This is a genomic window from Dickeya parazeae Ech586, from assembly GCF_000025065.1.
Classification (GTDB): domain Bacteria; phylum Pseudomonadota; class Gammaproteobacteria; order Enterobacterales; family Enterobacteriaceae; genus Dickeya; species Dickeya zeae.
In genome coordinates, this window is sequence record NC_013592.1 from 2,848,660 (window position 1) to 2,875,286 (window position 26,627).

20 protein-coding genes are annotated in these 26,627 nt (G+C 55.9%); 10 read left to right on the top strand and 10 right to left on the bottom strand.

The annotated features are described in order from the left end of the window. Positions 1-40 precede the first annotated feature (40 nt). Complete coding sequence (locus tag DD586_RS12530; protein ID WP_012885195.1) at positions 41-1,582, bottom strand: ABC transporter substrate-binding protein; 1,542 nt, start codon at positions 1,580-1,582, stop codon at positions 41-43. 166 nt (positions 1,583-1,748) lie between these two features. Between DD586_RS12530 and DD586_RS12535 the strand changes: the two genes are divergently transcribed. Then, positions 1,749-2,639 carry a LysR substrate-binding domain-containing protein gene (locus DD586_RS12535; protein ID WP_012885196.1) on the top strand — a complete coding sequence of 297 codons (891 nt, stop codon included), beginning with the start codon at positions 1,749-1,751 and terminating at the stop codon, positions 2,637-2,639. A gap of 201 nt (positions 2,640-2,840) precedes the next feature. Beyond that, positions 2,841-3,620 (top strand): CDP-diacylglycerol diphosphatase, encoded by a 780-nt coding sequence (locus DD586_RS12540; protein ID WP_012885197.1) that lies wholly within the window; start codon positions 2,841-2,843, stop codon positions 3,618-3,620. A 222-nt stretch (positions 3,621-3,842) separates the two neighbouring features. Here the strand turns inward: DD586_RS12540 and DD586_RS12545 are convergent, their stop codons facing one another. The 5 genes from DD586_RS12545 to DD586_RS12565 form a co-directional block, all read right to left on the bottom strand. Then, the gene (locus tag DD586_RS12545) at positions 3,843-4,235 is read right to left on the bottom strand and encodes a hypothetical protein (protein WP_012885198.1); all 393 of its coding nucleotides are present in this window, start codon (positions 4,233-4,235) and stop codon (positions 3,843-3,845) included. A 324-nt stretch (positions 4,236-4,559) separates the two neighbouring features. Beyond that, positions 4,560-5,231 carry a methionine ABC transporter permease gene (locus tag DD586_RS12550; RefSeq protein WP_012885199.1) on the bottom strand — a complete coding sequence of 224 codons (672 nt, stop codon included), beginning with the start codon at positions 5,229-5,231 and terminating at the stop codon, positions 4,560-4,562. Further along, a complete protein-coding gene (locus tag DD586_RS12555) occupies positions 5,216-6,007 on the bottom strand; it encodes a methionine ABC transporter ATP-binding protein (protein ID WP_012885200.1) in 792 nt (263 codons plus the stop codon). The genes DD586_RS12550 and DD586_RS12555 overlap by 16 nt, the downstream gene beginning before the upstream one ends. A gap of 3 nt (positions 6,008-6,010) precedes the next feature. Next, the gene (locus tag DD586_RS12560) at positions 6,011-6,817 is read right to left on the bottom strand and encodes a MetQ/NlpA family ABC transporter substrate-binding protein (RefSeq protein ID WP_012885201.1); all 807 of its coding nucleotides are present in this window, start codon (positions 6,815-6,817) and stop codon (positions 6,011-6,013) included. A gap of 36 nt (positions 6,818-6,853) precedes the next feature. After that, complete coding sequence (locus DD586_RS12565) at positions 6,854-7,888, bottom strand: isopenicillin N synthase family dioxygenase (RefSeq protein ID WP_012885202.1); 1,035 nt, start codon at positions 7,886-7,888, stop codon at positions 6,854-6,856. Between the two features lie 415 nt (positions 7,889-8,303). Here DD586_RS12565 and DD586_RS12570 point away from each other — a divergent pair, with 415 nt between their 5' ends. The 3 genes from DD586_RS12570 to dsbG all read left to right on the top strand — a co-directional run bounded on the left by DD586_RS12570 (position 8,304) and on the right by dsbG (position 11,750). After that, the gene (locus tag DD586_RS12570) at positions 8,304-9,098 is read left to right on the top strand and encodes a DUF2076 domain-containing protein (protein WP_012885203.1); all 795 of its coding nucleotides are present in this window, start codon (positions 8,304-8,306) and stop codon (positions 9,096-9,098) included. Positions 9,099-9,469: 371 nt separating this feature from the next. Then, positions 9,470-10,885: a GGDEF domain-containing protein gene (locus tag DD586_RS12575; RefSeq protein WP_012885204.1), complete on the top strand. Its 1,416-nt coding sequence runs from the start codon at positions 9,470-9,472 to the stop codon at positions 10,883-10,885. Between the two features lie 112 nt (positions 10,886-10,997). Then, positions 10,998-11,750, top strand: a complete 753-nt coding sequence (gene dsbG / locus DD586_RS12580; protein ID WP_012885205.1) for a thiol:disulfide interchange protein DsbG — start codon at positions 10,998-11,000, stop codon at positions 11,748-11,750. 115 nt (positions 11,751-11,865) lie between these two features. Here dsbG and DD586_RS12585 read toward each other — a convergent pair whose 3' ends face one another. The 3 genes from DD586_RS12585 to DD586_RS22505 form a co-directional block, all read right to left on the bottom strand. Beyond that, on the bottom strand, positions 11,866-12,714 hold the full coding sequence (locus tag DD586_RS12585; protein ID WP_012885206.1) for a GNAT family N-acetyltransferase: 849 nt from the start codon (positions 12,712-12,714) through the stop codon (positions 11,866-11,868). A gap of 10 nt (positions 12,715-12,724) precedes the next feature. Then, a complete protein-coding gene (locus DD586_RS12590; RefSeq protein ID WP_012885207.1) occupies positions 12,725-14,056 on the bottom strand; it encodes an NAD(P)/FAD-dependent oxidoreductase in 1,332 nt (443 codons plus the stop codon). Positions 14,057-14,329: 273 nt separating this feature from the next. Continuing rightward, complete coding sequence (locus DD586_RS22505) at positions 14,330-14,497, bottom strand: YnfU family zinc-binding protein (RefSeq protein WP_226510955.1); 168 nt, start codon at positions 14,495-14,497, stop codon at positions 14,330-14,332. Between the two features lie 118 nt (positions 14,498-14,615). On the opposite strand from DD586_RS22505, the gene DD586_RS12595 reads away from it, so the two are divergent. The 5 genes from DD586_RS12595 (at position 14,616) to DD586_RS12610 (ending at position 25,239) form a co-directional block, all read left to right on the top strand. After that, the gene (locus DD586_RS12595; RefSeq protein WP_012885208.1) at positions 14,616-14,849 is read left to right on the top strand and encodes a hypothetical protein; all 234 of its coding nucleotides are present in this window, start codon (positions 14,616-14,618) and stop codon (positions 14,847-14,849) included. Between the two features lie 85 nt (positions 14,850-14,934). Beyond that, positions 14,935-15,129 carry a hypothetical protein gene (locus tag DD586_RS12600; protein ID WP_157668902.1) on the top strand — a complete coding sequence of 65 codons (195 nt, stop codon included), beginning with the start codon at positions 14,935-14,937 and terminating at the stop codon, positions 15,127-15,129. A gap of 188 nt (positions 15,130-15,317) precedes the next feature. Next, entirely contained in the window at positions 15,318-15,488 is a 171-nt protein-coding gene (locus DD586_RS22290) for a YnfU family zinc-binding protein (protein ID WP_226092910.1), read from the top strand. A 121-nt stretch (positions 15,489-15,609) separates the two neighbouring features. Further along, a complete protein-coding gene (locus DD586_RS12605) occupies positions 15,610-24,192 on the top strand; it encodes a GH36-type glycosyl hydrolase domain-containing protein (protein WP_012885210.1) in 8,583 nt (2,860 codons plus the stop codon). 240 nt (positions 24,193-24,432) lie between these two features. After that, positions 24,433-25,239, top strand: a complete 807-nt coding sequence (locus tag DD586_RS12610) for a C1 family peptidase (protein WP_012885211.1) — start codon at positions 24,433-24,435, stop codon at positions 25,237-25,239. A 74-nt stretch (positions 25,240-25,313) separates the two neighbouring features. On the opposite strand, the gene DD586_RS12615 is transcribed toward DD586_RS12610, so the two are convergent. Next, complete coding sequence (locus tag DD586_RS12615) at positions 25,314-26,594, bottom strand: MFS transporter (RefSeq protein ID WP_012885212.1); 1,281 nt, start codon at positions 26,592-26,594, stop codon at positions 25,314-25,316. Positions 26,595-26,627: the final 33 nt, after the last annotated feature.

Consider the following 26,627-nt stretch of genomic DNA (forward strand, 5'->3'; position numbering starts at 1 on the left):
TTTTCTATCCACCACCAGTATCGGGTGAAACACTCACCGTTTACTGTTTGTGAACAAAATAGGGCAATGTGTAGCCGTCTGTGCGGCCCACGTAGCTATAGCCTTTTTTCATTGCCCAGGTATTGGAAAGAAACAGCAGTGGGATCACCCCTTGCTCTTTCATCGCCAATTCACTTGCCTGCTGCAGCAGTGCATCGCGTTGCTGTTCATTCAGCGTGGCGCGTGCCTGACTCAGCAGCTTGTCAAATTCAGGATTGGAATAGCGCCCCCGATTCCCCTGCCCGGCATTCGGGCCAAAGGTTTCCAGCAACGGCCCCAACACACCGGACGCCTCGCCGGTTTCGATCGCCGCCCCGCCCATCACCAGGCTGAACTCACGCTGCGCCGCCTTGGCGAAGTAGACGTTGCCGGGCATGGTGACCACCTCGGTCTTGATACCCGCCTGCGTGAACATCTGCCCTAACGCCTGTGCAATTTTGGCGTCGTTAGGGTAACGGTCGTTTGAAGCATGGAACGTCAGGGTAAACCCGTTCGGGTAGCCTGCCACCGCCAGTTTTTGTTTTGCCTGCTTCAGGTCATAAACCGGCGCGGGTATGTTGGCGGAATAACCCGGATACCCTTTCGGCACCAGTTGTGACGACGCCAGCCCCTGACCGTCAAGAATGCGCTCTACCAGTGCATCACGGTTGATAGCCAGCGACATCGCCTGACGCACCGCCACATTTCGCAACGGGTTTTTACCGTCATCACCTTTGGCAAACGGCGATACCTCTCTGTCCTGATCCGGATGCAGATACAAAATACGGTTACCCGGCACCGACTCCGTAACAAATGCCTGTTGACGGGCAATGGTGGCGCGATCCGCCGTTGGCACGCTTTCTATCATGTCCACATCACCGGAGAGCAACGCGGCGATACGGGCACTGCTGTTTTTAATGACGCGCAGCGTAACGGTGTCCCACTCGGCTTTGCCGCCCCAGTAATGATCGTTTCGGCTCAACACCACCTTGTCATCCGGGGTGTAGGAAACAAATTTGAATGGGCCGGTGCCAATCACGTCTTTACCGCTGTTCAATACCTCCGTCGGCTGCTCAGCCAGACGAGCCGGTAGAATAGCGATACGGCTTAAATTGTTGAGCAACAGCGCCGCCGGGCCTTTGGTTTTGATTTCTACCGTCAGCGGATTGATTTCACGGACCTCGCTGATATCCGCCACGTAAGGCGTATAGGCACTGGGGCTATTTTTTGCCGCTAACGCGACGCGTTTCACACTGGCGACCACATCCCGGGCGCTAAAATCGGTGCCGTCGTGAAATTTGACGTTGGGTCGCAATGCAAACTGCCAGGTCGTATCGTCAATGGCTTTCCACGATACCGCCAGAGCAGGAACAATCTGTTGTTTTTCGTTTTGGTTAACCAGCCCATCAAATAGATTACGGGCCATGGCGCTGTTCGCACCGCCGACATAAAACTGCGGATCCATCGAGGTCGTGGATGACGCGAGTCCAATCGTCAAATCTGCCGCCTGCGCGATGGGCATCATCAGCGTCATCAAACTGGCGGCAAACAACATTCCTTTCATGGTTACTCCTTTAGATTCAGATCCATCTCGCATTCGTATTTATCACGTTTTGCTCAAACCTATGACAAACTGTAACCTTGTAGATGGAGTCTACGTGGTGATTAAAATAATTAAAAATCGCATTTTGTACCGAATACATAAATAAACATTATGGTTGGTAACATCTATGAGCCGTATCAACTTAAGGCAGGTTGAAGCATTCCATAAAGTGATTTTGACCGGCGGCATCACACAAGCCGCCAACATCATGAATATTACCCAACCGGCGGTCAGCCGCCTGATTAAGGATTTTGAATACGCGGTTAAACTCAAGCTGTTTGACAGGGATGGCCGGGGGTTGGAACCCCGAGAAGAGGCCCTTAAGCTTTTCCGTGAAATAGAACGACTGTATCTGGGGCTGGACCACATTCTGCGGGTGGCGGACGATATCCGACACGCCAAAGGCAGTGTCCTGCGCATCGGCGCGGTATCCGCGCTTGCCAATCTGTGTACCGAACGTATTTTCCCCTCGATGCTGAAAAAATACCCAGACGTGGCGCTATCGATGGACGTGGAAAGTACATTATCGATCACCGAAATGGTGCTCAGTAATCAATACGACATTGGCTTTATCAACAGTACACCGGCCATCAAAGGCTTGCAGGCTGAACTGCTGGGCGTTGCGCAGGCGGTTGCCGTTGTCGCACCCGGCCACCCACTGGCGGAACGTACCGGCATTATTCTGGACGACCTAAACTACCACCGTTCGATACTGCCTGGGCGCAAAACCGTGTTACGGGAGCAACTGGCGCAGGCCATCACCGCGCAAGACATCGTATTGCAAAGCCCAATCGAAACCTCGCTGCGCCACTGTTGTGTCATGGCAGGTACCGGGTTGGGGGTCGGCATTGTCGATGCCATTACCGCCCGCACCAGCGAAGCCAGACTTTTGATCAAACCGTTTGAACCCAAAATCGACGTCGCCTACATGGCGATTTTCCCGCCCCAGCATGCCCGCAGTCTGCTGGTTGAGGAGGTCGTTGGCGCTATCCGCACCTTGATCAACGAGAGCGCATAAGCTGTGTCGTCCCTATAGCGGTTGTCATCATAGCGCCATCTGTACGCGGCACGATGTGACCAGCCGTCACACGATGAACCACCTGGCAACGACTTATCTTGAAACGATTTATCTTGATAACGGATAGCCGTGAAAACGCTCGCCTTGCGACAATGGCACTGTCACCCATACCCCGACAGCCCCCTTTGATGGAATCGCGCTATGACACGCAACGTTATGATACGTAAAAAGTACCTTATCGGTTTGATCGTTACGTTATTGTTGGTCGCCCTGCTGCTCTATTTCTGGCAACCTTTCGCCCGGCGCGGTAATGGTAATGCCTTGTGGCAGTTCGTCAGTCAACAGTGCGTTCCCAACCAGCAGAACAACCACTCGCCCGCCCCTTGTCTGGATGTCAATCTGCAAGGTCATTACGCCCTGTTCAAAGACCGGCGCGGCCCGTATCACAATCTGCTGATCCCGACCGACCGTATCAGCGGTATTGAAAGCCCGTTGCTGTTGCAACCCGGCACACCCGCTTATTTTGCCGCTGCCTGGAGCTACCGCGACAGACTATCGAGCCAGATGGGTAAACCAATCAGCGACGATAAGCTGGGGTTGGCTGTCAATTCGCTGTATGGCCGCACACAAGGCCAGTTGCATATTCATATTTCCTGCCTGAAACCCGAGGTCTACCAAACGCTGCGTGCCCAAAATGCACACATCGGCTACGACTGGGTTGCCCTCGGCCAGCCGCTACTGGAGCACGACTATCTGGCTACCAAGCTCAACGGCAGCGACCTGACACGCGCCGACCCGTTCAAGTTGCTCAATCAATATGTACAGGCCCGTGGGGACAAAATGGAAAACTACGGTCTGGCACTCACCGCCAACGCACAAGGTGAATTGATCCTGCTGGCAGTACGGCGTGACTTCATCGGTATGTTCAATCGGGGTTCAGCGGAAGAAATTCTGGATGTGAGCTGCGCGCTGGCGCAGTAAATCTGGAGCTATTGTTATGGTGAAGCCGGATACGCCGCATAAATAGTCCCCTTTAATAAATCCCGGCCGGGCATCGCACCTGTTCTCTGCATCAGGCAAAAAACAGACGATGACCAGCCGGGGAATAAGGGGGCCAGCCCGATAATACCGTTTAAGCTATCCGTTTAAGCTACGACTGACTCCCTTCAGTGGCTGGCATAATGCTTTTCTAATTAATAAAAACTATTCTGTTTTAGCTGGGCTTGATGTTGTCGGTGTCGTTTCTTTTTTCTCATCTGTGGTATTTTTCTTTTTCTCTGCGGTTATTTTATGTTCCGCTGTTTTTTCTTTTCCTACTTTTTCTGCCGCCGCCTTTTCTTTTTCCTCTGTCGTGATTTTTTTATGCATCACTTTTTTATCGCTATGCTTATTGAGCGATTTGTCCGTAGCCGTTTGCTGCGCCGTTAGCGTTTTGTTATTCGCCTCCTGACTCGCTGTAGCGTCTGCGACGGGCGTGGTTTTCACTTCCGCGCTGGTGGCCGTTCCGGTTACCGGTTTGGCGCTCACTTCAGTGGATGCAGCGTGAGCGTAAGAAGCAACCAGGATAACGCCTAAAAACAGAGGTTTCATATTCATTATGAATTTCCTTTAACAAGTCATTTGCGATTAACCAGACATAACGTTTTATATTCTGGTTAATAACTGAAGCGTTCAGGTAACCGCCTCGTGAGTGATTAAAGCAAAGCTGGAAATAAAAAGAATATGGAATACTCCTAGAAATTACCTGACTCATCCGACCTGATTATTTTATATTCTCCTCCCAGCCAGAATAAATACCGTGTGCTTTGTTTGTTTTATGTAACTCTTGCTCTCACGCAGTGGATAAACTGGCTACCGGGTTCAGGGTTATTCATAGCCAATCGATTGGATACCAGCAATATCGTGGATAAGATAAAAAAATTATCGTCGGTAGGCCAGCCGACGTACCAGCCTGTCGCCCAGCGACTGCACCAGTTGCACCAGCAACACTAGTACGATCACCGTGCCCGCCATCACTTGTTGATTAAAACGCTGATAACCGTAGCGTATAGCCAAATCCCCCAGACCGCCGCCGCCAATCACCCCCGCCATTGACGAAAAACCGATGAGCATCACTACCGTCAACGTCACGCCTGCCAGAATCGACGGCAGCGCTTCCGGCAATAGCGCTTTGGTGATCACATGCCAGACGGTGCCGCCCATCGATTCAATGGCCTCGATCCGGCCGCTATCCACCTCGGCCAGCGCATTTTCCACAATGCGGGCGAAGAACGGAAACGCACCAACGGCAATGGGTACTACCGCCGCCGTACTGCCCAACGTGGTACCGACCACCCAGCGGGTAAACGGGATCAGGGCAATCAACAACACGACAAATGGCAGCGAGCGTCCAACGTTGATTACGCTTCCCAGCACCGCGTTGACACGCGGCAACGGCAAAACACCGGACTGTCGACTGATAAACAGCAACACCCCGGTCGGCAAACCGATCAGCACGGTAAACAGCGCCGCCAACCCTACCATATAGAGCGTTTCCAGCGTCGCGTTCAGCATGATCGGGAAAAACTCGTCCCAGCTCAGGCGACTTTGCATAATCCGTTCTCCTCAATGCCATGACGCCGTAGAAACGCGCGTTCAGCGGCTAAATCCGGCAGCAGCGCGTGTCGCAAACGGGAAGTCGGATCCGCCAGTAAGGTCCGTAACGCACCACTTTCCGCCACACGCCCTTGCTCCAGCAACGCGGCATGGTCGCAGATAGCTTTCACCACCTCCAACTCATGGGTAATCAGCACTATCGTCAGGCCCAGTTGTTGGTTGATCTCCGCCAGCAACGCCAGTATTGACGCGGTCGTCTCCGGGTCAAGCGCACTGGTGGCTTCATCACACAGCAGATAACGCGGTCGCGCCGCCAGCGCGCGAGCAATGCCGACTCGCTGTTTCTGACCACCGGACAACTGCGATGGATAAGACTGCGCCTTGTCGCTTAACCCCACCAACGCCAACAATTCCGTTACCCGTTCCTCACGCTCGAGCTTGCCAACCCCGGCAATTTCCAGCGGTACTGCCACGTTATCCCGCACAGTACGGGCATGCAGTAAATTAAAATGCTGGAAAATCATTCCGGTGCGCTGGCGTTGCTGGCGTAGTTCACGCGGCGACAGGCTGGCGATATCACACTCATCTATCAGAATACGGCCCGAGGTGGGCCGTTCCAGTAGATTGAGACAACGGATCAACGTACTCTTGCCCGCACCACTACGCCCGAGAATGCCGTACACCGCCCCTGAGGGAATCGTCAGCGACACATTCTCCAACGCAGGTTGTGCACAGCCCGGATAGCGTTTTCCCAACCGTTCGATGCGAATCATGCGTTATTGCCCCGCCACCGCAATCACCGACCCTTTATAACGCTGGCTGATGAAATCCGCCGTCGCTTTAGACTCCAAATCCTTCGCCAGTTGTTTAATGCGCGGATCGTCTTGCAACGCAGGTGTCGTCACCAGAATGTTGGCGTACGGGTTATGGCTGGCGCTCTCCAGCCCCAGCGCATCACGGGATGGCACCAACCCTGCTTCCAGTGCGTAGTTACCATTGATCACCGCCAGGTCGACGTCATCCAGCGAGCGGGGGATTTGTGCCGCTTCGATCTCTTTAATCTTCAGTTTTTTCGGGTTGTCGGCGATATCTTTCGGTGTCGCCTGATCTTTCGCCGGGTCGTTATAACCCGCCTTGAGTTTGATTAACCCCTGCCCTTGCAGCAGGTACAGCGCCCGACTGAGGTTCGTGGCGTTATTTGGCACCGCCACGGTGGCATTCTCCTTCACCTCGTTAAGCGATTTGTATTTGCGGGAATAGATCCCCAGCGGTTCGATATGCACAGTGGCTACCACCACGAATTTTTTGCCCAACGCTTTTTCCTGATCGCGCAGATAAGGCACGTGCTGAAAGTAGTTAGCGTCAACATCGCCGCTGGCCAGTAACTCATTGGCGTTTACGTTACCGCTCAGTTCCACCACCTTCAGTTTCAGCGACGGATCCGTCTTTTGAATCTGGGCCAGAATTTCTGCATGCGGCACCGGGTCCGCCGCCACCCGCAAGGCATCAGCCGCCTGAGCCGATACCGATAATCCCATTGCCAATGCCAATGCTGTCAGAGCAAAAAATTTATTATTTTTCATGTTGTTATTCCTTATTAATGGTAATTATTTTACGTCTCAGACGGTCTCTGCCTGTTGTTGCGCCTGCAACACATCGCCGTAATAACGCTTCGCCACCTCTGGGTGGGAACGTAAGCGCCCTTTCAGGTAATTCCAGCCGACGTCACGCAGCAACGGGTTGTTCGGGTCGCTGGCGGGTCCGCGCGCCAGTTTTGCCAGCGTGGGCGACAGAGGAAATACCGGCACCACTGCATCCAGTTGTGCACCAAGAAAGAACGCGATGGATAAGCGCTCCTGATCTGGCGGCGGCGACACCACCCGGTGCACCGTGGCACGTAGATAGCCATCGGTCGCCAGTTCCAGCAACTCGCCGATGTTGACCACAAATGAACCCGGCAATGGACGCGCGTCGACCCAACTATCCGGTTCAAGCTCCACCTGCAAGCCGGGCTGATCATCTTGCAACAGCAGCGTCAGAAAACCGGAGTCTTTGTGCGCGCCAACCCCTTGCTGGCTGCCTACCACCGGTTGCCCGGGATAGCGAATCAGCTTGATATGCTCGTTGGGTTTATTACCGTACAACGCATCAAACGCGGTGACCGGCAACCCCAGAAGCTCAGCGAAAGCACGCAACAGGCGCAGTGAAATTCGGGTCAGGGTTTGCTGCCATTCCAGCAGTGTACTTTTCAGCGCAGGTAGCGATTCAGGCCACTGATTCGGCCCCTGCAGTCGCCGCCAGGCCGGATCGCCCGACAGCAGGCGCAACGCCGGGCGCTCTGCCCCAATATCAAACTGCTCACGCCAGTCCGGCGCGCTGCGGGTTCGCTCGGCACCTGCCAGGGTATACCCCCGAAAATGGGGAGAGCGAATCATCGCCACGTGCTGTTTTTCATCATCCGGCAGAGAGAAAAAAGCTCGCGATACGCGCTGAACGCGTTGTTGCAATTCCGGCGAGACGCCATGGTGGGTGAGATAAAAGAAGCCGGTTTCACGTGCGGCGTGATTCAGGCGTTGCAGGAACTCGGCGCGTTGCCGGGCATTGCCTTCAAGCAGCGAAAAATCGAGTACGGGCAAGGTTTCGGTGTGACTCATGGCTAACTCCAGTAATGAAATGTAGAGATGTCGTGACATTCAACATGGAGCAACCGCAACAAGACGAAGGGGACATGGTGATTCCTCATGGTCGATAATCGGAAAACCGGTTCGTAAAACGAACCCAAAACATGACGCCATCAAACCGTAGCGACAGATAACGGCTGAGAGGTATTAATCCCGATTTCCCCACGCAGGTAAAATATCAATAGCGGCAAAGGTAAGACAAAAATCGGCACAACCACGGACGCCGATTTGCTGTAATTGGTAACAAATTTGTAAGCAGCTTTACCTGACAATCCATGTATTCGCCGACGGGAACACAGTAGGATGACGGCGAAGGGTGTGATAAAACAGCCGCAGGACCGCCCACCGTGTGCCCGGTCTGCAATCCAATATCTCTTGAGGTAATCCTATGCAATCTGAAGAACAACGCCTTATTGATGGTCTGTTTAGCCGACTGAAGACAGCCGAGACCAACACGGGCCCTCGGGATCTCAAGGCAGAACAGCAAATCAACGACTATATTCGCCAGCAGCCCGCCGCACCTTATTACATGGCGCAGGCGATGATTATTCAGGAAGCGGCGCTCAAACAACTGGATCAGCGTGTGAAAGAGCTGGAAGCCGAGGTTAACCGGCTCAGACAAGAAGCCGCTGTGCGCCCACAGCAAAGCAGCGGTGGTTTTCTGTCCAGTCTGTTTGGCGGCGGCAGCCGTAGCAGCGCGCCACAACAACCGGCTCAACCTTCACAACCGGCGGGTTATGGTCAGCAGCCTGCGGGCTATGGCCAACCTGCCGGTTACGGCCAGCCGATGGGATACACTCCGCCGCCAGCAGGTTACGGCCAGCCTGCGCCGGGTTATGCCCAGCCAGCCCCTTCCCGCGCGGGCGGTTTCCTGAGTGGTGCGCTGCAAACTGCGGCTGGCGTGGCAGGCGGCGTCGTGCTGGCGGATATGCTGACCGGCATGTTCCATCGTTCACAGCCAGAGGAAATCGTCAATATCATCAATGAAACACCGATGATTAACGACAATCCGTTGGGCAATGCCAGCGATAATTTCCGCGATTTCAGCGCGGATAATCTGGATACCTTCAACGGTACAGGCAACAACGACCAGTGGAGTAATGTCAGCAGCGACCCGCAGGGTAACGACTACGACGATTTCTCTGCCGACGACTCCTACGACGACGACGATTCTTACGTCTGATACCCCGTTTTCCCCGCCATCAAGCTGTCTCTTGTGTCGTCATGCTGACTCAAGGGACGGCCACATAAGCAGATATGGATTATCCTGGCACCGGTTTCAGGCTATCCTAAGCCTCTGAAATCGGCGACGACGGGATAGCGGCCAACACCCATGGCAACGGCAGATCAATGTTGATTGCCCACCTCTGTTCGTAACGAATTGAAAGAAATAGAATAAAAGAGAAACAGTGCGGAATGGGCTTTTTTCATATTATTTATCGATAACACTGTATTATACCGGCTCTACGTGTGAACCGTTGTAGCCAGATAGCGACAACGTCACAACGATTAGCACCAGGGGAAGGTTCTGAAACCTGAAAGTGGACCGACGGCATGCATCTGAACGTGGCTTTATTTAAAAACGGCAGCACCGGGCTGAACAGTTTGAATGTCTTCATGGTGACGCTGGTGGGTTGTAATATCGGCGCGCATGCCCGGTTATCCAACATTGATTTATCCGTATTCTGGCCGGTGAACATTATCATCGCGGCCTTGTTTTACCGCTGCCGATACCTGAATAATCCCTGGTATTACCTCGTCGCCTACGCCGCGATGATTCTGCAAGATACGATGTTCTATGGTTGGGGTGTGAGTGCGTTGACCATCAACTCCGCCAACATCGCGTTTATCGTTGTGCTCACCCAGTTGCTCAACTGGCCGGGGCTCCTGACACGCCGGGAAACCGACATGATCAGCTCACTGTATGTGTTTGCCGCGTGTATGATTGCCGCTCTGGCCTGCGGTTTTGTAGGGGCTCTGGCGCAGCAGCCCTGGCCCACCTTCCCGGCGGCGATATTTCGCAGTAATTTTCTCAATTGGTTTAGCGACCAGTTCTACACAGCGGTGCTGTTCCTGCCGCTGTTGTTAACCCTGCAAAGCCGGATCCCGCTGCATCTCCCGGCGTCGCTGCAAATGGCGGATGCCCTGCCATTATTGTTACTGTTGCTGTCTATCTGCATCGCCCCGCTGCTCGGCCCGGTCGCGATTCTGGCGTTCCCCTTACCAGCATTAACCTGGTGCGCGATTGTCTACCCGTTATGGTTGATTCGGCTTATCACCTTGTGCGTCGGTGCGACAGAGTTAATCATGACCGCCGAGCATGTTTACGCGCTCTATAACCCACAAGACCCGATGTTTCTGCATCAGGTCGTGATTGCGCGCATCGGCATTGCCGCCACCATCTTCAGCCCGCTGATGATGGCAACCAACGCACGAACCATCCGCCAGCTAAACGCCCGCCTGCTGCGACAGGCCAGCCATGACTTTTTGACCAACACCTTGTCGCGCTACGGGTTTACCGAAGCGCTGTCCACGCACGATCAGAACATCAAATCACAACAGGATGCGGTCAACATCATGCTGATCGACATCGATAACTTCAAAAACATCAACGACAGCTTCGGGCATGACTGCGGCGATGAAATCCTGCGACAGGTCGCCAATGTGATACAACGGACGGTTTCTGCACAGGGGCTGGTTAGTCGTATCGGCGGGGAAGAGTTTGCCGTCGTATGCTTTAATTACAGTCCGCCCGCGTTTTACCGGCTGGCCGACGAACTGCGTCAAACTATCCAGCACACCGTATTTCTGTTCAACCAACAGCACGTGCCGGTCACCGTCAGCATTGGCATTGCCCATGCACAGGTAGCGGGTAAACACCTGGTGGATACAGTACATGAGCTATTTCCGCTGGCAGATAAAAACCTCTATACCGCCAAGCGTGAAGGGCGTAACCGTACTATTCAGTAAATGAATAATCGCTGAAAAGCGCGTCGGTGATACCTCGCCCGGTAGCTGCCCTTCGGCCTACCGACGCTCACCACATGGCACGCTACACATAAAAACGTATCGGGACATCAGGATGAAATACCGTTATTTACTGCTCTGCTCCCTGCTTGCTGCGGTATCGGCACAGGCCGACACCGCCATACCGCCTGCGGTAAAACAGCTTGAAAAGCAGGGTATCAGAATTATCAAACCGTTTTCTGCACCCGGTGGCGTGCAAGGCTGGCTGGGTGAATATCAAAAAATGGGCGTCACCATTTATCTGACGCCCGATGGCAAACACGCGATATCTGGCTACATGTACGACGCGCAAGGCAACAATCTGAGCGAACAGTTGATTGACAAGGAACTCTACCTGCCCGCCGGGCGAGAAATGTGGAAAAAACTGGAGCGCGCGCCGTGGATTGCTGAAGGTAAGGCTGATGCTCCCCGCACCATCGTGGTATTCGCTGACCCATTCTGCCCCTACTGCAAGCAGTTCTGGGAAAAGGCTCAACCCTGGGTGGCATCCGGTAAGGTGCAGATACACACATTACTGGTTGGGATTATCCGCCCGGACAGCGGCCGGTACGCCGCTGCGATCCTCAGTGCGAAAAACCCCGCACAAGCCTGGCACGACTTTGAACTGTCAAACGGGAAAACCGTGCCACCGTTCCCGGACGCTACACCGCCCGATGTCGTGAAGAAGCTGCAATTCAACCAGCAGTTGCTTGACGAACTGGGCGCTAACGTGACACCGGCTATCTACTACATGAATGCCGACAACGCCCTGCAACAGGTCGTCGGCCTGCCCGATGAAAAGCAACTGGCCGACATGATGGGCAAATAAACCACCCCGCCAGTCACGATAAGACCGGGCACACAGGCCCATGCCGCCCAACTGTCGCCATCACGGCCAGTGCCAACTGGCCGATATGCGCTATCGGTGTACAGACCCAGCCTGATTACGCCATCGCCTGCGTCATCAGCGTCCAGGCCTGCATACCGCCCGCTTCTGGCTGCCACGGTGTGCCCCGGATCATGGTGATAGGCGCATCGACCCGTTGCAGCCCGCACTCCGCCAGCCAGTTCCCCAGTCCGAGAGCAGCGTCAGTGTCGATACGAACAAACTCGCCGCCAAGCTCAGTCATCAACGCACTGATCAACAAACGGGCATGTTCGGCGCTGTCGGCAATCACCGGGCCGATAACATACCCACGGCCAAAAGGTCGCACCGCGGCAAACCCAGCGATACGACCATGCTGCTCCAGTACCCGCATCGACGTTGAATGACGCAACAGCCAGGCGATTAGCGCCGGGCGTGCCAACCCATGCGCCTGTTGATCCAACATCGACAGGTGGTGAGCATCCGCCAGCATAGCGGCTCGCAGTTGCAGCCCATCATCCAGCGTGGGCGCAGCGATTGCCGGTAACTGCGGGCACTGATACTGATGGATTTCACCCACCGCCGTAAATCCCAACTGGGCATACAACCCCTGCCCTGCCGCAGTGGCGTGCAGCCGCACCTGATAACCGTCAAGACCGGCCAGTAACCCTTCCATCAGCAACCGGCCGATGCCACGCCCTTGCTGCTGTTTCTCCACCACGACCAGGCCAATAGTGGCCCAACGGTCACCCCAGCGCCAGCACACCGCGGTTCCCAGCGGTTGCCCGTCTTCTTCCGCCAGCATCCCCTCCCCCAGCCGCAACGCGTCCTGCCAGTCCTGCAGCCGGTGCGGCCAGTTCGTCTGCTGGGTTAACGACCAGCCAAAATCAGCATCCGCTGCCGTCATGGCACGTAACGTTATCGTCATGTCATGCTCCTCACATCATGCCCGGCGCTTTCAACCCGGAACCGTCTACCAGTCGGGCGTAGCGGAACGGGGTTGGATCCACAATCGGGGTATCCCCCGTCACCAGATCTGCCGCCAGTCGACCGGCTCCCGGCCCGATACCGAAGCCATGCGCGCTGTATCCGGCAGACAGCACCAGCCCCGGCAGGCTCTCCACTGGTGAAATGACCGGAATCGCGTCCGGCGTGCTGTCGATCATCCCGCCCCACGCCTGTACAGCGCGGATAGTGGCCAGCGCCGGGTATTCACGCCGCATCGCCGCCAGCCCGTCGCTCACTATCGCCATATCCGGTAACGGGTCGAGAATACGGGTTTTCTCAAACGGCGACAGACCGTCGAATGACCAGGCCGCCCGTGACTCCGGCCCGCACAGGAAGGGTTTAATACCCGGACGGAACGACAAATTTTTACGCCGTGCCCGGAAGGTCGGATAAAACTGTCGGGCATAGCGCAGGCTCTGGAAGCCTGGCTCCAGTCGGCCGCGCCCGGATACCGACACGGTATAGCTGCCGTCTGACTGCGGGCGGCAGGCAAACCCCGCAGTGTAAAACGGCAGGCTAATCACCTGCTCGATCGGCGCGGTACGAAACGCCGTACCAATCACATTGCCCAACGGCAGTTCGATACCGTGACGACGGCAGAACAGCGAGCTCCAGACACCGCCAGCACAAATCACGGTGGAGGTTTTGACCCGGCCACGCTCAGTCCACACGCCGCTGACCCGTCCACCGCTGATATCCAGCCCGCGCACCGCACATTGTTGGATAACACTGGCACCAAGACGTTGCGCGGCGATAGCTAACCCGGCGCAAGCCAGCGCGGGTTCGGCATGACCATCAGTCGGCGACGAGACGCCCCCCAGCCACGCGGTGGTACTGCCTGGCGTCATTACTTTGGCCTGCTCGGCATTGAGAATATCGCTGCGTACACCGTAGGCCTTCGCCATCTTGCCCCAGTTGTCCCAGGCATCGATTTCCGCCTGATCCACCGTGGTGTACAGCAGCCCGGAACGGTGAAAGCCCAGATCCTCACCGGTCTCCTGTTGCAGCGCTTCCCAGCGGCGCAACGCGTAGATGATCAGCGGTAATTCGCGTTCATCGCGATTTTGCTGTCGGCACCATCCCCAGTTGCGGCTGGATTGCTCGCCACCCACCAGCCCTTTTTCCAACAGCAACACGCTGACGCCTTTTTTCGCCAGCTCATAGGCTGCCGCCACGCCAGCAATACCCGCGCCAATCACCACCACGTCTGCCTGATCCGGCAACTGTCTACTGTCCTGAACATATCTGATCGGTGCAGGCATGTTGTTCCTCTATATCCCTTAAATAATAAAAAAATGCTTATGCCGAGAAATTCGCAAGAGCCACATAAAACGTAGAATATGATGTAGGACAGTAGATTAGCCTTGTTTCGACTCATCTCATAGATCTGCGAGGCTACCGGCTACCGAAGTACGTCTGCGAGGGAGATTGCGCCGCTATCTTACGTCACCGTCATTCGATGACGTTCCTTCTGCCACAGGGTCAGTGTGTGTCAGTAAAAACTGTCCAGAGGCAGTGGACTCAAGAACGGCATCTTAGCGATGAATGACAAACAGGGTCTTGCAGCGTGGGCAGATAAGCGTCATTTCACGCATGACCTTCGTCTTTACCTGGCGTGATTTATGTCCGCAAATTGGGCAACTGACGGTAACGCAATTGGCGTTGCTGATACGCCTGATCGCATGTTCGAGGGGGGATGGCATGGAGCTTACTCTCTTGAAGAATGAGCCTTAATTTACCATAACATCGAACAAGAAACGATCGGCATGAGGTGTGCACCGCTACATAGTGGTACGATACCCTTCCCGGAGAATTTTCATCATGAAATCTGAAGACACACTTGACTGGTATCCGGCACAACTTCCTCCTGTAAAAATCATCCTGGGTAATGCGGTACTTGAGGTCGGAAAACTGGGTCGTCCGATTAACACCAGGACGTTGCTTGAGTATTTGCAGGTCATGCAGAGGAGTCAAAAGCGACGTGACAATAAAGTTGCTATGCAAACGGCAATCGATGTGCTTCGGGATAATCAGCGCATCAACGGAAGAATGTAACGTCTCCCTCCTCCATCCAGAAAAGCCTGGCGTCATGCTGAGGCTTTTGATGTCTTCAGTGAACATCTGCCATCGAGAGAACACCATGAAAAACCAGCACGAAATCATCGGCGCTGCCGTCGAACGCGTCATCAACTGTCATGGCATCGTTAACCAGGATACGATCGCTCAGGAAATTATGCGGGATTTTATTCGTATTTCGAGAGCAAACGCGTCTGTCGATGAACGAAAGTTATACGAAAAGGCGATGGTGTTTGTTTCCCCCGGTCGGCTTGAATAGAAAAACCGGTTTTACGCCAGAGTCAAATCGGTGCTGACCTTGATGCCACTCAGGTTTACACCATCACCAGTTTGCTGATGCCGATGCGTTTCCCGGGCGACGCTGTCCCATCACATTTCATGCATTATTGTATATTTTTTAATCTATCAGTGGTAGGGTGAATCTCATTCATTGAAAGGTTAATCACTATGTCCTTCTTCGATTACGCAATGAAACACATCGGTAGCTTAACGCACTCGACCATCACGTGCCCGATATGCGGGCATCAGGCCCTCCAGCTCACGACCAAAATCCGCCGAAAGCAAACAATGCTTTGCCCGCAATGTAAATCGCTGTTTGTTTGCGAGACAGCGAAATAGATCGGAAATCACTCTTGCAGCTGTTAAATCCCCGATGCCGTTACACATCATCCTGAGAGAACGTTTCTGACTCGATTAAACAACTGCTCCTGCGCGTTCACTACGCCTGATGAGCACCGTCATGAAAACGAATATTAAACAGTGGCTTACTGCACATAAGCCAGAAAAAGCCCAGCCGGAAAAGCCGGTGTGGAAAGACAATGCGTCCGCCTACGATCTTGCTATCAAGGCAGAATTATTTTCACGTGCACAAATGGAACGTTATGGCCAGAAACTGGCGCACTCGCACAAGCTCTCCCCCACCAGGCAACCCTATTATTTATTGCAGCGTCTGAAAGATAACGAAGCGATGATTACCCGCAACTGCTATGTGCTGAATGCCGCCGCTCAGTCCAGCATTACGCCGGAGGGGGAATGGCTGCTGGATAATTATTATCTTATCGAAGAACAGATCCGCATGGTCCGGCACCATCTGCCAAAGAATTTTGGCAAAGGCCTTCCGGTACTGGCCCCGCCGCATGACTGCCCACGAATTTATGATATTGCTTCCGAAGCGATTGCCCATGGTGACGGGCGCTGGGACACCACCAGTCTCACCGGCTATATCGCTGCTTATCAACAGGTCACGCCGCTAAGCCTGGGCGAACTTTGGGCGCTACCAGGGATGCTACGCCTGGCAATCATCGAGAATTTGCGGCGTATCAGCATTGAAGTCGCTAACGCGCAGAAAGCGCGCAATCTGGCCGATGCCTGGGTGACACGCATTCTGGAGTGTGCGGAAAACACCCCGGTGGATGTAATTATGGTCATTGCTGATCTGGCCCGCTCCCGCCCACCGTTAAGCAGCGCGTTTGTGGCGGAGATGGTGCGGCGGCTGCAAGGACGCGGCGCTATGCTGGCCTTACCCCTCACCTGGGTGGAACAACGTCTGGCCGAAAGCGGCATCACCACTGACGTCCTGATCCGACGCTTCAATCAGCAACTTGCTGCCAGCCAGCTTTCTGTCAGTAACAGCATCGCAGGTCTGCGGCAATTGAGTGAAACCAACTGGACTGATTTTGCCGAGGCGATGAGCCTGGTCGAACAGACGCTGCGCCAGGATCCCGCCGGGGTGTATCCCGATATGCACTTCGATACCCGGGACAACTACCGGCATAGCATTGAAACGCTGGCACGGCACAGCCGTCACAGCGAACTGGATATTGCCCGCCACATTCTGACGCAGGCGCAGGCGGCGAACACCGCAACGCCCGGATATCACGTCGGCTATTACCTGATTGGTGCAGGCAGGCCCGAACTCGAACGGCAGTTAGCCGTGAACACCTCGTGGATCACTCGGCTGAGGCAGGGCTTCAATCAGGTTTCCCTACTGTCATGGCTGGGTAGTTTAAGCCTGCTGACCCTCACCTTAACCGCCGACATGGTGCTGAAAACCCATGAGCAAGGTATGCACTGGCCGCTGTGGCTGATGGCATTGCCACTGGCAGTCGTCATCAGCCAGTTAGCGAGTCATCTGCTGAGCGAGGCCGTCACCCGCTGGCGTACCCCGCTGCCACTGCCTCGCATGGACTTCTCCACCGGCATTCCGCCGCAATTCAGTGCAATGGTCGTCATCCCCTGCCTGCTGACGCACCGCGAGAGCACAGACCGGCTGATCAACAGTCTGGAGGTCTGCTATCTCGGCAATAACAGTGCGAATCTTTACTTCGCACTCCTGACGGACTTCACCGACTCACCGACAGAAAACACACCGGAAAACCGTGTGCTACTGAGCTGGGTCGGGTCACAAATACAAAATCTGAATCACCGCTACGCAAAGGGTTCCCGCCCCTTGTTCTACCTGCTGCACCGTTCACCCCAGTGGAACCCGCAGCAAGGCGTGTGGATGGGCTATGAGCGCAAACGTGGCAAGCTGTCGATGCTAAACAGTTGGTTGCGTCAGCCTGGCGCGCAATTTTCCACTGTGGTGGGGGATGAGCAAGGCCTGCCTGAGCGGGTGAAGTATGTCATTACGCTGGACAGCGATACGGTGCTGCCGCGCGATACAGCGCATAAGCTGGTCGCTACGCTGGCACACCCGTTGAATCATCCGGTCTATGACCCGACTAAACGACGGGTGGTGACAGGGTACGGTATTTTACAACCGGGGCTGGCGGAAGAGATCCCACGAAACGGTCAGGGGCGCTACGCCGCGATATGCAGCAGTGTGGCAGGTAACAACCCCTACTCGATGATGTCATCCGATGTCTATCAGGATTTGTTTGGCGAAGGGTCATTCGTCGGTAAAGGCATTTACGACGTCGATACCTTCGTTGAGGCGACACACAACACCTGCCCTGAAAATCTGGTATTAAGTCACGATCTGCTCGAAGGGTGCTATGCCCGTTCAGGTCTGCTGAGCGAGGTCCTGCTGTACGAACACTATCCGAATAATTACCTGACCGACGTCGCCCGGCATAGTCGCTGGATCCGTGGCGACTGGCAGTTACTCAACTGGCTCACACCACGCGTCAAAACCGCGGACGGTTCTTGGGTTAAAAACCCGTTGAGTGCGCTTTCCTACTGGAAGCTGTTGGATAATCTACGCCGCAGTCTGGTAGCCCCGTCGCTGTGGGGGCTGCTGTTCTGCGCCCTGCTGCTGGTGCCCAATCCGTTTTACTGGCTGGGAATACTCGCCATGACGCTGCTGCTCCCCACGCTACTGGCCGTAACGCTGGATCTGGTCAATAAACCCATGCGGCGACCGTTCTGGCCACACCTGATTCTGGTATCCTCCGGCGTTGTCAAACGTCTGATACGTATCGGGCTGGATTTCGCCACCCTGCCACATAAAGCCGGTTATTCCCTGTATGCCATCCTGACGACACTCTGGCGGCTGGGTATCAGCCACCGCAACCTCCATCAGTGGGCCAGCATCGATCAATGTGCCGACGGCGAGGAGGCATCGCCGTGGCGCTTTTACCAGACGATGTGGCTCAATGTGGTCTCCGGCCTGGCACTGATCGCTTTGACGGCACAATTCGCGCCGATGTGGCTGCTTTTCGCCTTACCCATCGGCACGCTGTGGTGTCTGGCACCGCTGTTGTTAAGCTGGCTGAGCCGCCCGCCACGACGTCGTCCCCCCACGATAAGCATTGGACAAACCCGTTTTCTGCGGCAAACCAGCCGCGAGATCTGGGCGTTTTTTGACACCTTCGCTACGGCGAAAGACAACTGGCTTCCGCCAGATAACTATCAGGAAATACCGCGTGCGATGCTCGCCCATCGCACGTCGCCGACCAATATCGGTCTCGCGCTAATGGCCAACCTGACGGCATGGGACTTCGGCTACATTCCACTCAGCGACGTATTGCGGCGCGTCACACATACGCTGGATACGTTGGATAAAATGGCGCATTACCGCGGCCATTTATACAACTGGTACGACACCCGCACGCTGGCACCGCTCAATCCACGCTACATATCCAGCGTGGACAGCGGCAATATGGCCAGCCATCTCCTCACACTCAGCGCCGGGTTAACCCTGTCACGCCACCAGCCTATCCTGAACAGCTCACAGATGCTGGCAGGCCTGGAAGACACCCTGTGTCTGCTGGAAACCGCCTGGGGTCGGAACGCGCCCACGTCGCTACGCCAGTTGCATAAGCACTGTACCCGCGCCGCCACGCTGCCCCCCGCCTTGTTGTTCGCCGAACTCAACAACATGCGCGCCCAGTGCCGCCGCCTGCACGCGTTGTGTAACCGTGAAGACAGCCGTATTCGCCGCTGGGTCGATCATCTCAGACATCAACTGGCGCGGTTCTGTCGGGAATGGTCGTCACTTCTGGGCTGGATCACACCGGACTGGCGTGCCGCCACGCTACCATCGCTGACCTGGCTGGCGCAGGCAACACCGGACGCCGAAGGCGCACCTTCACCAGCAGCAATCGGGCGAGCCCGTCGGCGATTAAACATCATCACCGAGCTGGAGCTACGCCTCAATGCGCACGCACGCATGGATTTCACCTTCCTCTACAACCCGGTGACCAGCCTGCTCAGCATCGGCTATCACAGCGACCACCAAAAGCTGGACACGAGTTATTATGATTTGCTGCCTTCGGAAATCCGCCTGACCAGTTTTCTGGCGATCACCACCAACCAGTTACCGCTCAAAAGCTGGTTTGCACTCGGTCGCCTGTTCACCACTATCAATAACGAAACGGCACTGATGTCCTGGAGCGGCTCGATGTTCGAGTACCTGATGCCCAGTCTGGTGATGCCTACCTATCCAGGGAGCCTGTTGGAGGCGATGAACCACTCGGCGGTCAACCGCCAGATCGATTGGGGTAAAGCGCGCGGTGTGCCGTGGGGGATTTCGGAATCGGGTTATTACGCCTTTGACGCGCAGCAAAACTATCAGTACCACGCATTCGGCGTACCGGGCCTCGGCCTACGGCGCGGTCTGGCAGACGACATGGTGATCGCGCCTTACGCCACGCTGATGGCGCTAATGGTGGTGCCGCAAAAAGCCTACGAAAATCTGGTCAATCTGGAAAAAATCGGTGCCCGTGGTGAGTATGGTTTCTACGAAGCGCTGGACTACACACCGTCCCGACTGGCTAACGGCCAGCAGTACGCCGTGGTTCGCTCATGGATGGCGCATCATCAAGGCATGGCGTTTCAGGCGCTATCCCACCTGCTACTTAATGCCCCGATGGTGGACCGATTTATGTCCTGCCCGGCCTTTCAGTCGGCACGTCTGCTGTTACAGGAACGCACGCCGGACGCCATTGAGCTTTACAGCCCGCGCCGCCACTTTGAATCGCATGAAGGGGCGTTGCCGTCTGCACGCTATGAAGCGCGTGAATTCACCGGCGTCGGCAATCTGCCCCCCGAGGTTCAGCTACTGTCCAACACCCGTTACCACCTGATGGTAACCCAGTCTGGCGGCGGCTACAGCCACTGGAACGATCTGGCGCTGACCCGGTGGCGCAGCGATACCACCTGTGATGACCAGGGTACGTTCTGCTATATCAGCGACCCGAAAACCGGCGATGTCTGGAGCAACGCCTGGCAACCACTCGGTGGGCCAGTCAGCCAATATCACGTGATATTCACCGACGCCAGTGCGGAATTCAGGCGCACGGAAGGCACGCTCAGTATCAAAACGGAAATCGTGGTCTCGCCGGAAGACGATATCGAACTGCGCCGCGTAACCCTGCTGCACCGCGGTCGCCAGCCGAGAACGCTTGAACTGACGACCTACGCCGAAGTCGTGCTGGCTTATGCCGCCAGCGATCTGGCGCACCCGGCGTTTAGCAAGCTGTTCGTGCAGACAGAACTGATACCCGAGCAGGACACGATCCTATGCCATCGCCGCCCCCGTTCGCCCGATGACCCCTGTGTGTGGTTATTCCACATGATGGTCGTGCGCGGACAAACCCCAGAGCAAAAAACGTCGTTCGAAACGGACCGAGCACGATTCCTCGGCCGTGGGCGAACCACCGCCAACGCTCTGGCACTGAGGCAAAACGGCCCACTCAGTAATACTGCCGGGCCGGTGCTGGACCCGATCTTCGCCATCCGTCAGTCGGTTGTGTTGCAGCCGGGCAAGCCGGTCATCGTCGATATGGTGTATGGCGTCGCGGACAACCGCCAGCGCAGTCAGGCACTACTGGAAAAATACCGCGATCACCCGATCGCCGAACGTGTCTTTGAACTCGCGTGGTCACACAGTCAGGTCATGTTGCGGCAAATCAACGCCAACGAAGACGACGCCACACTGTTTAACCGCCTCGCCAGTGCGCTACTGTTCCCCGGCCCGGAACTGCGCGCCGACGCATCCATCATCAGTCGCAATCGTCGCGGACAGCCCGGCCTGTGGGGGTGGGCGATTTCCGGCGATCTCCCTATTGTCATCCTTAACGTCACCCGCAACGACAGTCTTGCGGAGATAGCCACGCTGATCCAGGCACATCACTATTGGCGTCAGAAAGGGCTATCGGTTGATCTGGTGATCCTCAATGACAGTCAGGGCGGCTACCAGCAGGAGCTGTACCACCAGATTATGGATCTGATCGGCACCGTTTCCGCCACCAGTCAGATGGACAAACCCGGCGGTATTTTTGTACGCAATGGCGAACTGCTGTCGGCGGACGATCGTCTGCTGTTGCTGAGCGTTGCACACATTCTGCTTGACGACCGGGCAGGCGGTCTAAAAGAGCAGCTTAATCAGCGCGTTCAGGCCACTGTCGCCATGCAGCCGACGTTGATTCCGCATACCGGGCTACCGGTGAATCAGCATGAACCCTGGCAGCCGGACACCCGTGACCTGCTGTTTTTCAACGGTTACGGCGGATTCTCTGCGAATGGGCGCGAATACCAGATTACGCTGGCGGACAACGCCCCGACCCCGGCACCGTGGTCAAACGTGCTGGCCAACGCCCAGTTCGGCACCGTCATTTCTGAAGCAGGACAGGCCTATACCTGGTATGAAAACGCACACGAATACCGACTGACGCCCTGGGAAAATGACCCTGTCAGCGACAACGCCGGAGAGGCATTCTATCTACGCGACGAAGAAAGCGGTGCGGTCTGGTCACCGACGCCACTACCGGTACGCGGCAGCGGACACTACCTGACCCGCCATGGCTTTGGCTACAGCGTCTTCACCCACCGTGAGACCGGCATCGACAGTGAGCTGACGGTGCTGGTAGCCGAGCACGCCCCGGTTAAATTCGCGATCCTTACGCTTAGCAACAACTCGGGGCGTACTCGCAGGATTTCCGCCACCGGCTATGTGGAATGGACGCTGGGTGAATCCCGCACCCACTCTGCCATGCACGTGGTGACCAGCCCCGCCGCGGTCACCAACGGCTGCGGCGTACTGGCACATAACTTTTACCGCAGTAATGGCTCGGAACGAACCGCGTTCTTCGCTGTCACCGGTGTTCACTGTTCAGTGACCGGCGATCGACGGGAATTTCTTGGCCGCAACGGCTCCCGGCGCGAGCCAGCGGCAATGACGCAGCGCACCCTGTCGGATAACACCGGTGCAGGGCTGGACCCGTGCGCCGCCGTGCAGTCGACCACCAAGCTCATCGATGGCGATCAGCGTACATTCGTCTTCGTGCTGGGCGTCGGGCAGCGTCACCAGCACGCGGAGTTGATGATCGCGCAGTACCTCAGCGAAGACGCCGCCCGTGTTGAACTGGCCTGCGTGCATCGCTATTGGCGAAACCTGCTCGATAACATCGTAGTCGACACCCCCGATCCCGCCGTCAACCTGTTGGCTAATGGCTGGCTACTCTATCAGACCCTCGCCAGCCGCATCATGGCGCGCAGCGGCTACTATCAGTCCGGCGGTGCATTCGGGTTCCGTGACCAGTTGCAAGACGCTCTGGCACTGAGCCATGCCGCCCCCGAGCGGCTGCGCGAACAGATCCTACTCTGCGCGTCACGGCAGTTTATCGAAGGAGATGTTCAGCATTGGTGGCACCCGCCGCTGGGTAACGGTGTGCGAACCCACTGCTCGGACGATTACCTCTGGCTACCGTTCGCCCTGTGCCATTACGTGGAAACCACCGGCGATGCCGCCATTCTCGAACAACGGCAGCCGTACCTCGAAGGCCGACAACTCCAACCCGGTGAAGAGTCGCTCTACGAACAACCCACCGTCAGCACTCTTGAGGAAACACTATGGCAACATGGTGTAAAGGCGATCCGATATGGTTTGCGCTTCGGTCGGCACGGCCTGCCGCTGATGGGGAGTGGCGACTGGAACGACGGCATGAACCGGGTCGGGCTGGCCGGATTGGGAGAAAGCGTCTGGCTCGGTTTTTTCCTCTACGACGTGTTACAACGCTTTGCACGGCTGGCCGAACAGAAACAGGAACACGACATCGTCGCGCTGTGCCGTACGCAAGCGGCGCGTTTGCAAACCAGCCTCGAAACCGCAGGCTGGGACGGCAACTGGTATCGCCGGGGCTATTTTGACCGAGGGGAACCGCTGGGATCTAAAACCTCGCCGGAGTGTCAGATAGACGCCATCGCCCAAAGCTGGGCCGTCTTGTCTGGTGCGGGCAGCCCGGAGCATTGCGCGCAGGCCATGCAGGCGCTGGATCAGCAACTGGTGGATGATGACGCGGGGTTGATAAAGCTGCTCACACCGCCGTTTGACGGCCGTGGCCCCAGTCCGGGCTATATTCAGGGTTACCCGCCCGGCGTGCGAGAAAACGGCGGACAATATACTCACGGTGCCCTCTGGGCAGTGATGGCGTTTGCACACCGGGGAGATACGGCACGCGCGTGGCAACTCTGGTCACTCATCAACCCCATCAACCACGCCCTGAACGCCGACGCGGTCGAACGCTATAAAGTGGAGCCCTATGTCATGGCGGCAGACGTCTACAGCGTCGAGCCCCATACCGGGCGCGGGGGCTGGAGCTGGTATACCGGCTCGGCAGGTTGGGCATACCGGTTGATCGTCGAGGCGCTGCTGGGTGTCAAACGGCACGGCACAACGATTGCCGTCCATCCTTTGCTCCCCCAGAACTGGCCATCGGTCAGCCTGCGCTATCAGCATGGCAATAGCCATTATCAGATAACGGTGACGCGTGGCGACGATGACTATTGCGTCACGCTGGACGGCAACGTACTACCGGGTGACCGAATCCCGCTGGTCGATGACGGCCAGTCACATAAGGTGGATATCGTACAGCGATGAGGGAGGGATGCACGGCCGATGCGTCTTCGACAGGATGTAACCAAACAAAGCACGGTGTTACCGGCGAAAATCACCTGTCGTGCCGTCGGCGGCGGATTGGACGTCGGTAGCGACGCCGTCGCACTCACATCCTGCAACAGATGATCATCGGCCAGTCATCCTCTCTCAACCCATTCCGATAGCTGAATAAACCCCATCGCCAACAATGGGCAGGAACCCTACCATCAGGAGAGCGATGCTATGTTAACCAAAAGACGTAAATCCCGACTGGGCTACATTCCCGATACCCCAGACATTCGCGACCATCACTACACCCCTGACCCCAGCGTGCTGAAAGTGCTCCCGGCCAAAGTGGACCTGACGCCAACGTTTGAGGTCTACGATCAGGGCCCTATCGGCTCGTGTACCGCCAACGCGCTGGCAGGCGCGGTGCAGTTTGAACGATTAAAAATTGGTGAGCGACCTAACTTTATACCGTCACGGCTGTTCATCTACTACAACGAGCGCACCATTGAAGGCGATATCAAGTATGATGCGGGCGCTACGCTGCGCGATGGCATCAAAACCCTGCATAAACTGGGAGTCTGTCCGGAAGAAGAGTGGCCCTATGTGGCGACCCCCGCACAGGAAGAAGGCGGTGAATTTCCTCCCGGTGCCCCGGCGGCGACCAGACCACCGGAACGCTGTTATCAAGACGCATTGAAATACACCATCACCAACTACCAGCGTCTATCCCAGGATTTGTCACACTTACAAGGCTGTCTGGCCTGCGGCTTTCCGTTTGTGTTCGGTTTTACGGTCTATTCCAGTTGGATGGACCTGAAAAACCTGCCGGTGGTGGTACCGCTGCCCTGCGGCAAAGATAAACCGGAAGGTGGCCATGCCGTTCTGTGTGTCGGGTATGACAACGCCACACAGCTCTTTAAATTCCGCAATTCATGGGGAAAAAACGTGGGAGAGAACGGCTATTTCTATATGCCTTACGCCTATCTGCTCGACCACCGGTTGGCGCAAGATATCTGGGCTATTAATACCGTTAAAAGCTAGTGTAGTTAACAGTTAGCGCTCTTAAAAACAACGTCGGCCGCAATCAGCGGCGGCCGACCCAGGAGTAAACGCCGTTAAGACACCGTGGTTCGATAGGTCGGTTGCGGGGCGCTACGCGCGCCGGATAGCGTGAAAGCGGAGATCAGCGTCACCGTCAGGGCAATCGCCCCGAGAATCCAATAGGTGTGCTGAAAGCCAATGCGGTCATACAGATTTCCGGCCATCGCCGACAGGAAAATCGCCGCCGACTGTTTGGCAAACTGAAAACCAATCAGGTAGATGGTGGCAGACAAACGGGTGTCAAAGGTGGTGGTGATATATTTGAACGCTCCTACCAGCAGGAACGGGACTTCCAGCGCATGCAGCATTTTCAGCGCCACCACTTCCTCCACGCTGGTCGCAAACGCCGACCCGACGATACGCACCGTCATGATAATCCCCGCCACCAGCAGCGTGTTTTTCGCACCGATGCGATTAATTATCCACGGCGAGCAAAACATGATGACTGCATTCGCCAGTTCGCCGAGCGTGGTGGCAAATCCAAATACCTCATTGCCCCGCTGCGGTGTGGCGAAAAACGATTTAAAGAAGTTGGCGAACTGTTGGTCAAACACGTCGTATACGCAGGCGACGCCCACCACGTACAAGATGAACATCCACAGCTTGCGATCGCCGAACACCCGGCCTGCCATTTTTAGCGTCACCTGCGGCTGATTGGCACCTAATGCGTCCATCACCTGCGCCGTCGGGTGAGCTTCCGGTCGGGCTATCAGCAGCAACACGAGCAGCAGCACCGCCGCGCCCGACCCCATCCAAAACACCAGTTCCGGGTTAACGTTAAACAGGATACCCGCAGTGGAGGCACACAATCCCCATCCCAGGCAGCCAAACATACGCGCCTTGCCGTACTCAAAACCGCTCTGGCGACTGACGCGCTCAATGTAGGCTTCCACCGCCGCAGAGCCTGCGGAAAACACCAGCCCGATGTAAACACCGCCCGTGACCGCCCCTAACAGGCTATTCACCTTTAACAACGGCGCAAACACATACAAAAAGAACGGCGCGAACAAAAACAGCAGGATGGCGATGACCCACAGCAAGTGTTTTTTCAATCCCAACCGGTCTGACAGTACCCCCATCAACGGCTGGAACAGAATGGCGAACAGAGAAATGGCGGAGAACACCACGCCAGTCTGGGTTTTGTTCAAACCAATCACCTCCGCCAGCCAGACCGGCAGAAACGGAAAACAGGTCGCCATGATGAAGAAATACAGAAAGAAGAACAGGCCGAAAATCCAGAAATTACGGTTATGTTTATGTGTTGTCGTGTGTAGGGTCGGTTGACTGATGTCCATATATCTATCCTTAAAAAAGGCCAGTCGGGGGAG

Bases quoted from the DNA above. Each gene is read 5' to 3' on its own strand.
- DD586_RS12575 (WP_012885204.1), top strand. From the start codon at position 9,470: ATGCATCTGAACGTGGCTTTATTTAAAAACGGCAGCACCGGGCTGAAC.
- DD586_RS22290 (WP_226092910.1), top strand. From the start codon at position 15,318: ATGTCCTTCTTCGATTACGCAATGAAACACATCGGTAGCTTAACGCAC.
- DD586_RS12550 (WP_012885199.1), bottom strand. From the start codon at position 5,231: ATGCAAAGTCGCCTGAGCTGGGACGAGTTTTTCCCGATCATGCTGAAC.
- dsbG (WP_012885205.1), top strand. From the start codon at position 10,998: ATGAAATACCGTTATTTACTGCTCTGCTCCCTGCTTGCTGCGGTATCG.
- DD586_RS12585 (WP_012885206.1), bottom strand. From the start codon at position 12,714: ATGACGATAACGTTACGTGCCATGACGGCAGCGGATGCTGATTTTGGC.
- DD586_RS12540 (WP_012885197.1), top strand. From the start codon at position 2,841: ATGACACGCAACGTTATGATACGTAAAAAGTACCTTATCGGTTTGATC.
- DD586_RS12590 (WP_012885207.1), bottom strand. From the start codon at position 14,056: ATGCCTGCACCGATCAGATATGTTCAGGACAGTAGACAGTTGCCGGAT.
- DD586_RS12555 (WP_012885200.1), bottom strand. From the start codon at position 6,007: ATGATTCGCATCGAACGGTTGGGAAAACGCTATCCGGGCTGTGCACAA.
- DD586_RS12560 (WP_012885201.1), bottom strand. From the start codon at position 6,817: ATGAAAAATAATAAATTTTTTGCTCTGACAGCATTGGCATTGGCAATG.
- DD586_RS12610 (WP_012885211.1), top strand. From the start codon at position 24,433: ATGTTAACCAAAAGACGTAAATCCCGACTGGGCTACATTCCCGATACC.
- DD586_RS12565 (WP_012885202.1), bottom strand. From the start codon at position 7,888: ATGAGTCACACCGAAACCTTGCCCGTACTCGATTTTTCGCTGCTTGAA.
- DD586_RS12600 (WP_157668902.1), top strand. From the start codon at position 14,935: ATGAAAAACCAGCACGAAATCATCGGCGCTGCCGTCGAACGCGTCATC.
- DD586_RS12535 (WP_012885196.1), top strand. From the start codon at position 1,749: ATGAGCCGTATCAACTTAAGGCAGGTTGAAGCATTCCATAAAGTGATT.
- DD586_RS12545 (WP_012885198.1), bottom strand. From the start codon at position 4,235: ATGAATATGAAACCTCTGTTTTTAGGCGTTATCCTGGTTGCTTCTTAC.
- DD586_RS22505 (WP_226510955.1), bottom strand. From the start codon at position 14,497: ATGCCATCCCCCCTCGAACATGCGATCAGGCGTATCAGCAACGCCAAT.
- DD586_RS12595 (WP_012885208.1), top strand. From the start codon at position 14,616: ATGAAATCTGAAGACACACTTGACTGGTATCCGGCACAACTTCCTCCT.
- DD586_RS12615 (WP_012885212.1), bottom strand. From the start codon at position 26,594: ATGGACATCAGTCAACCGACCCTACACACGACAACACATAAACATAAC.
- DD586_RS12605 (WP_012885210.1), top strand. From the start codon at position 15,610: ATGAAAACGAATATTAAACAGTGGCTTACTGCACATAAGCCAGAAAAA.
- DD586_RS12530 (WP_012885195.1), bottom strand. From the start codon at position 1,582: ATGAAAGGAATGTTGTTTGCCGCCAGTTTGATGACGCTGATGATGCCC.
- DD586_RS12570 (WP_012885203.1), top strand. From the start codon at position 8,304: ATGCAATCTGAAGAACAACGCCTTATTGATGGTCTGTTTAGCCGACTG.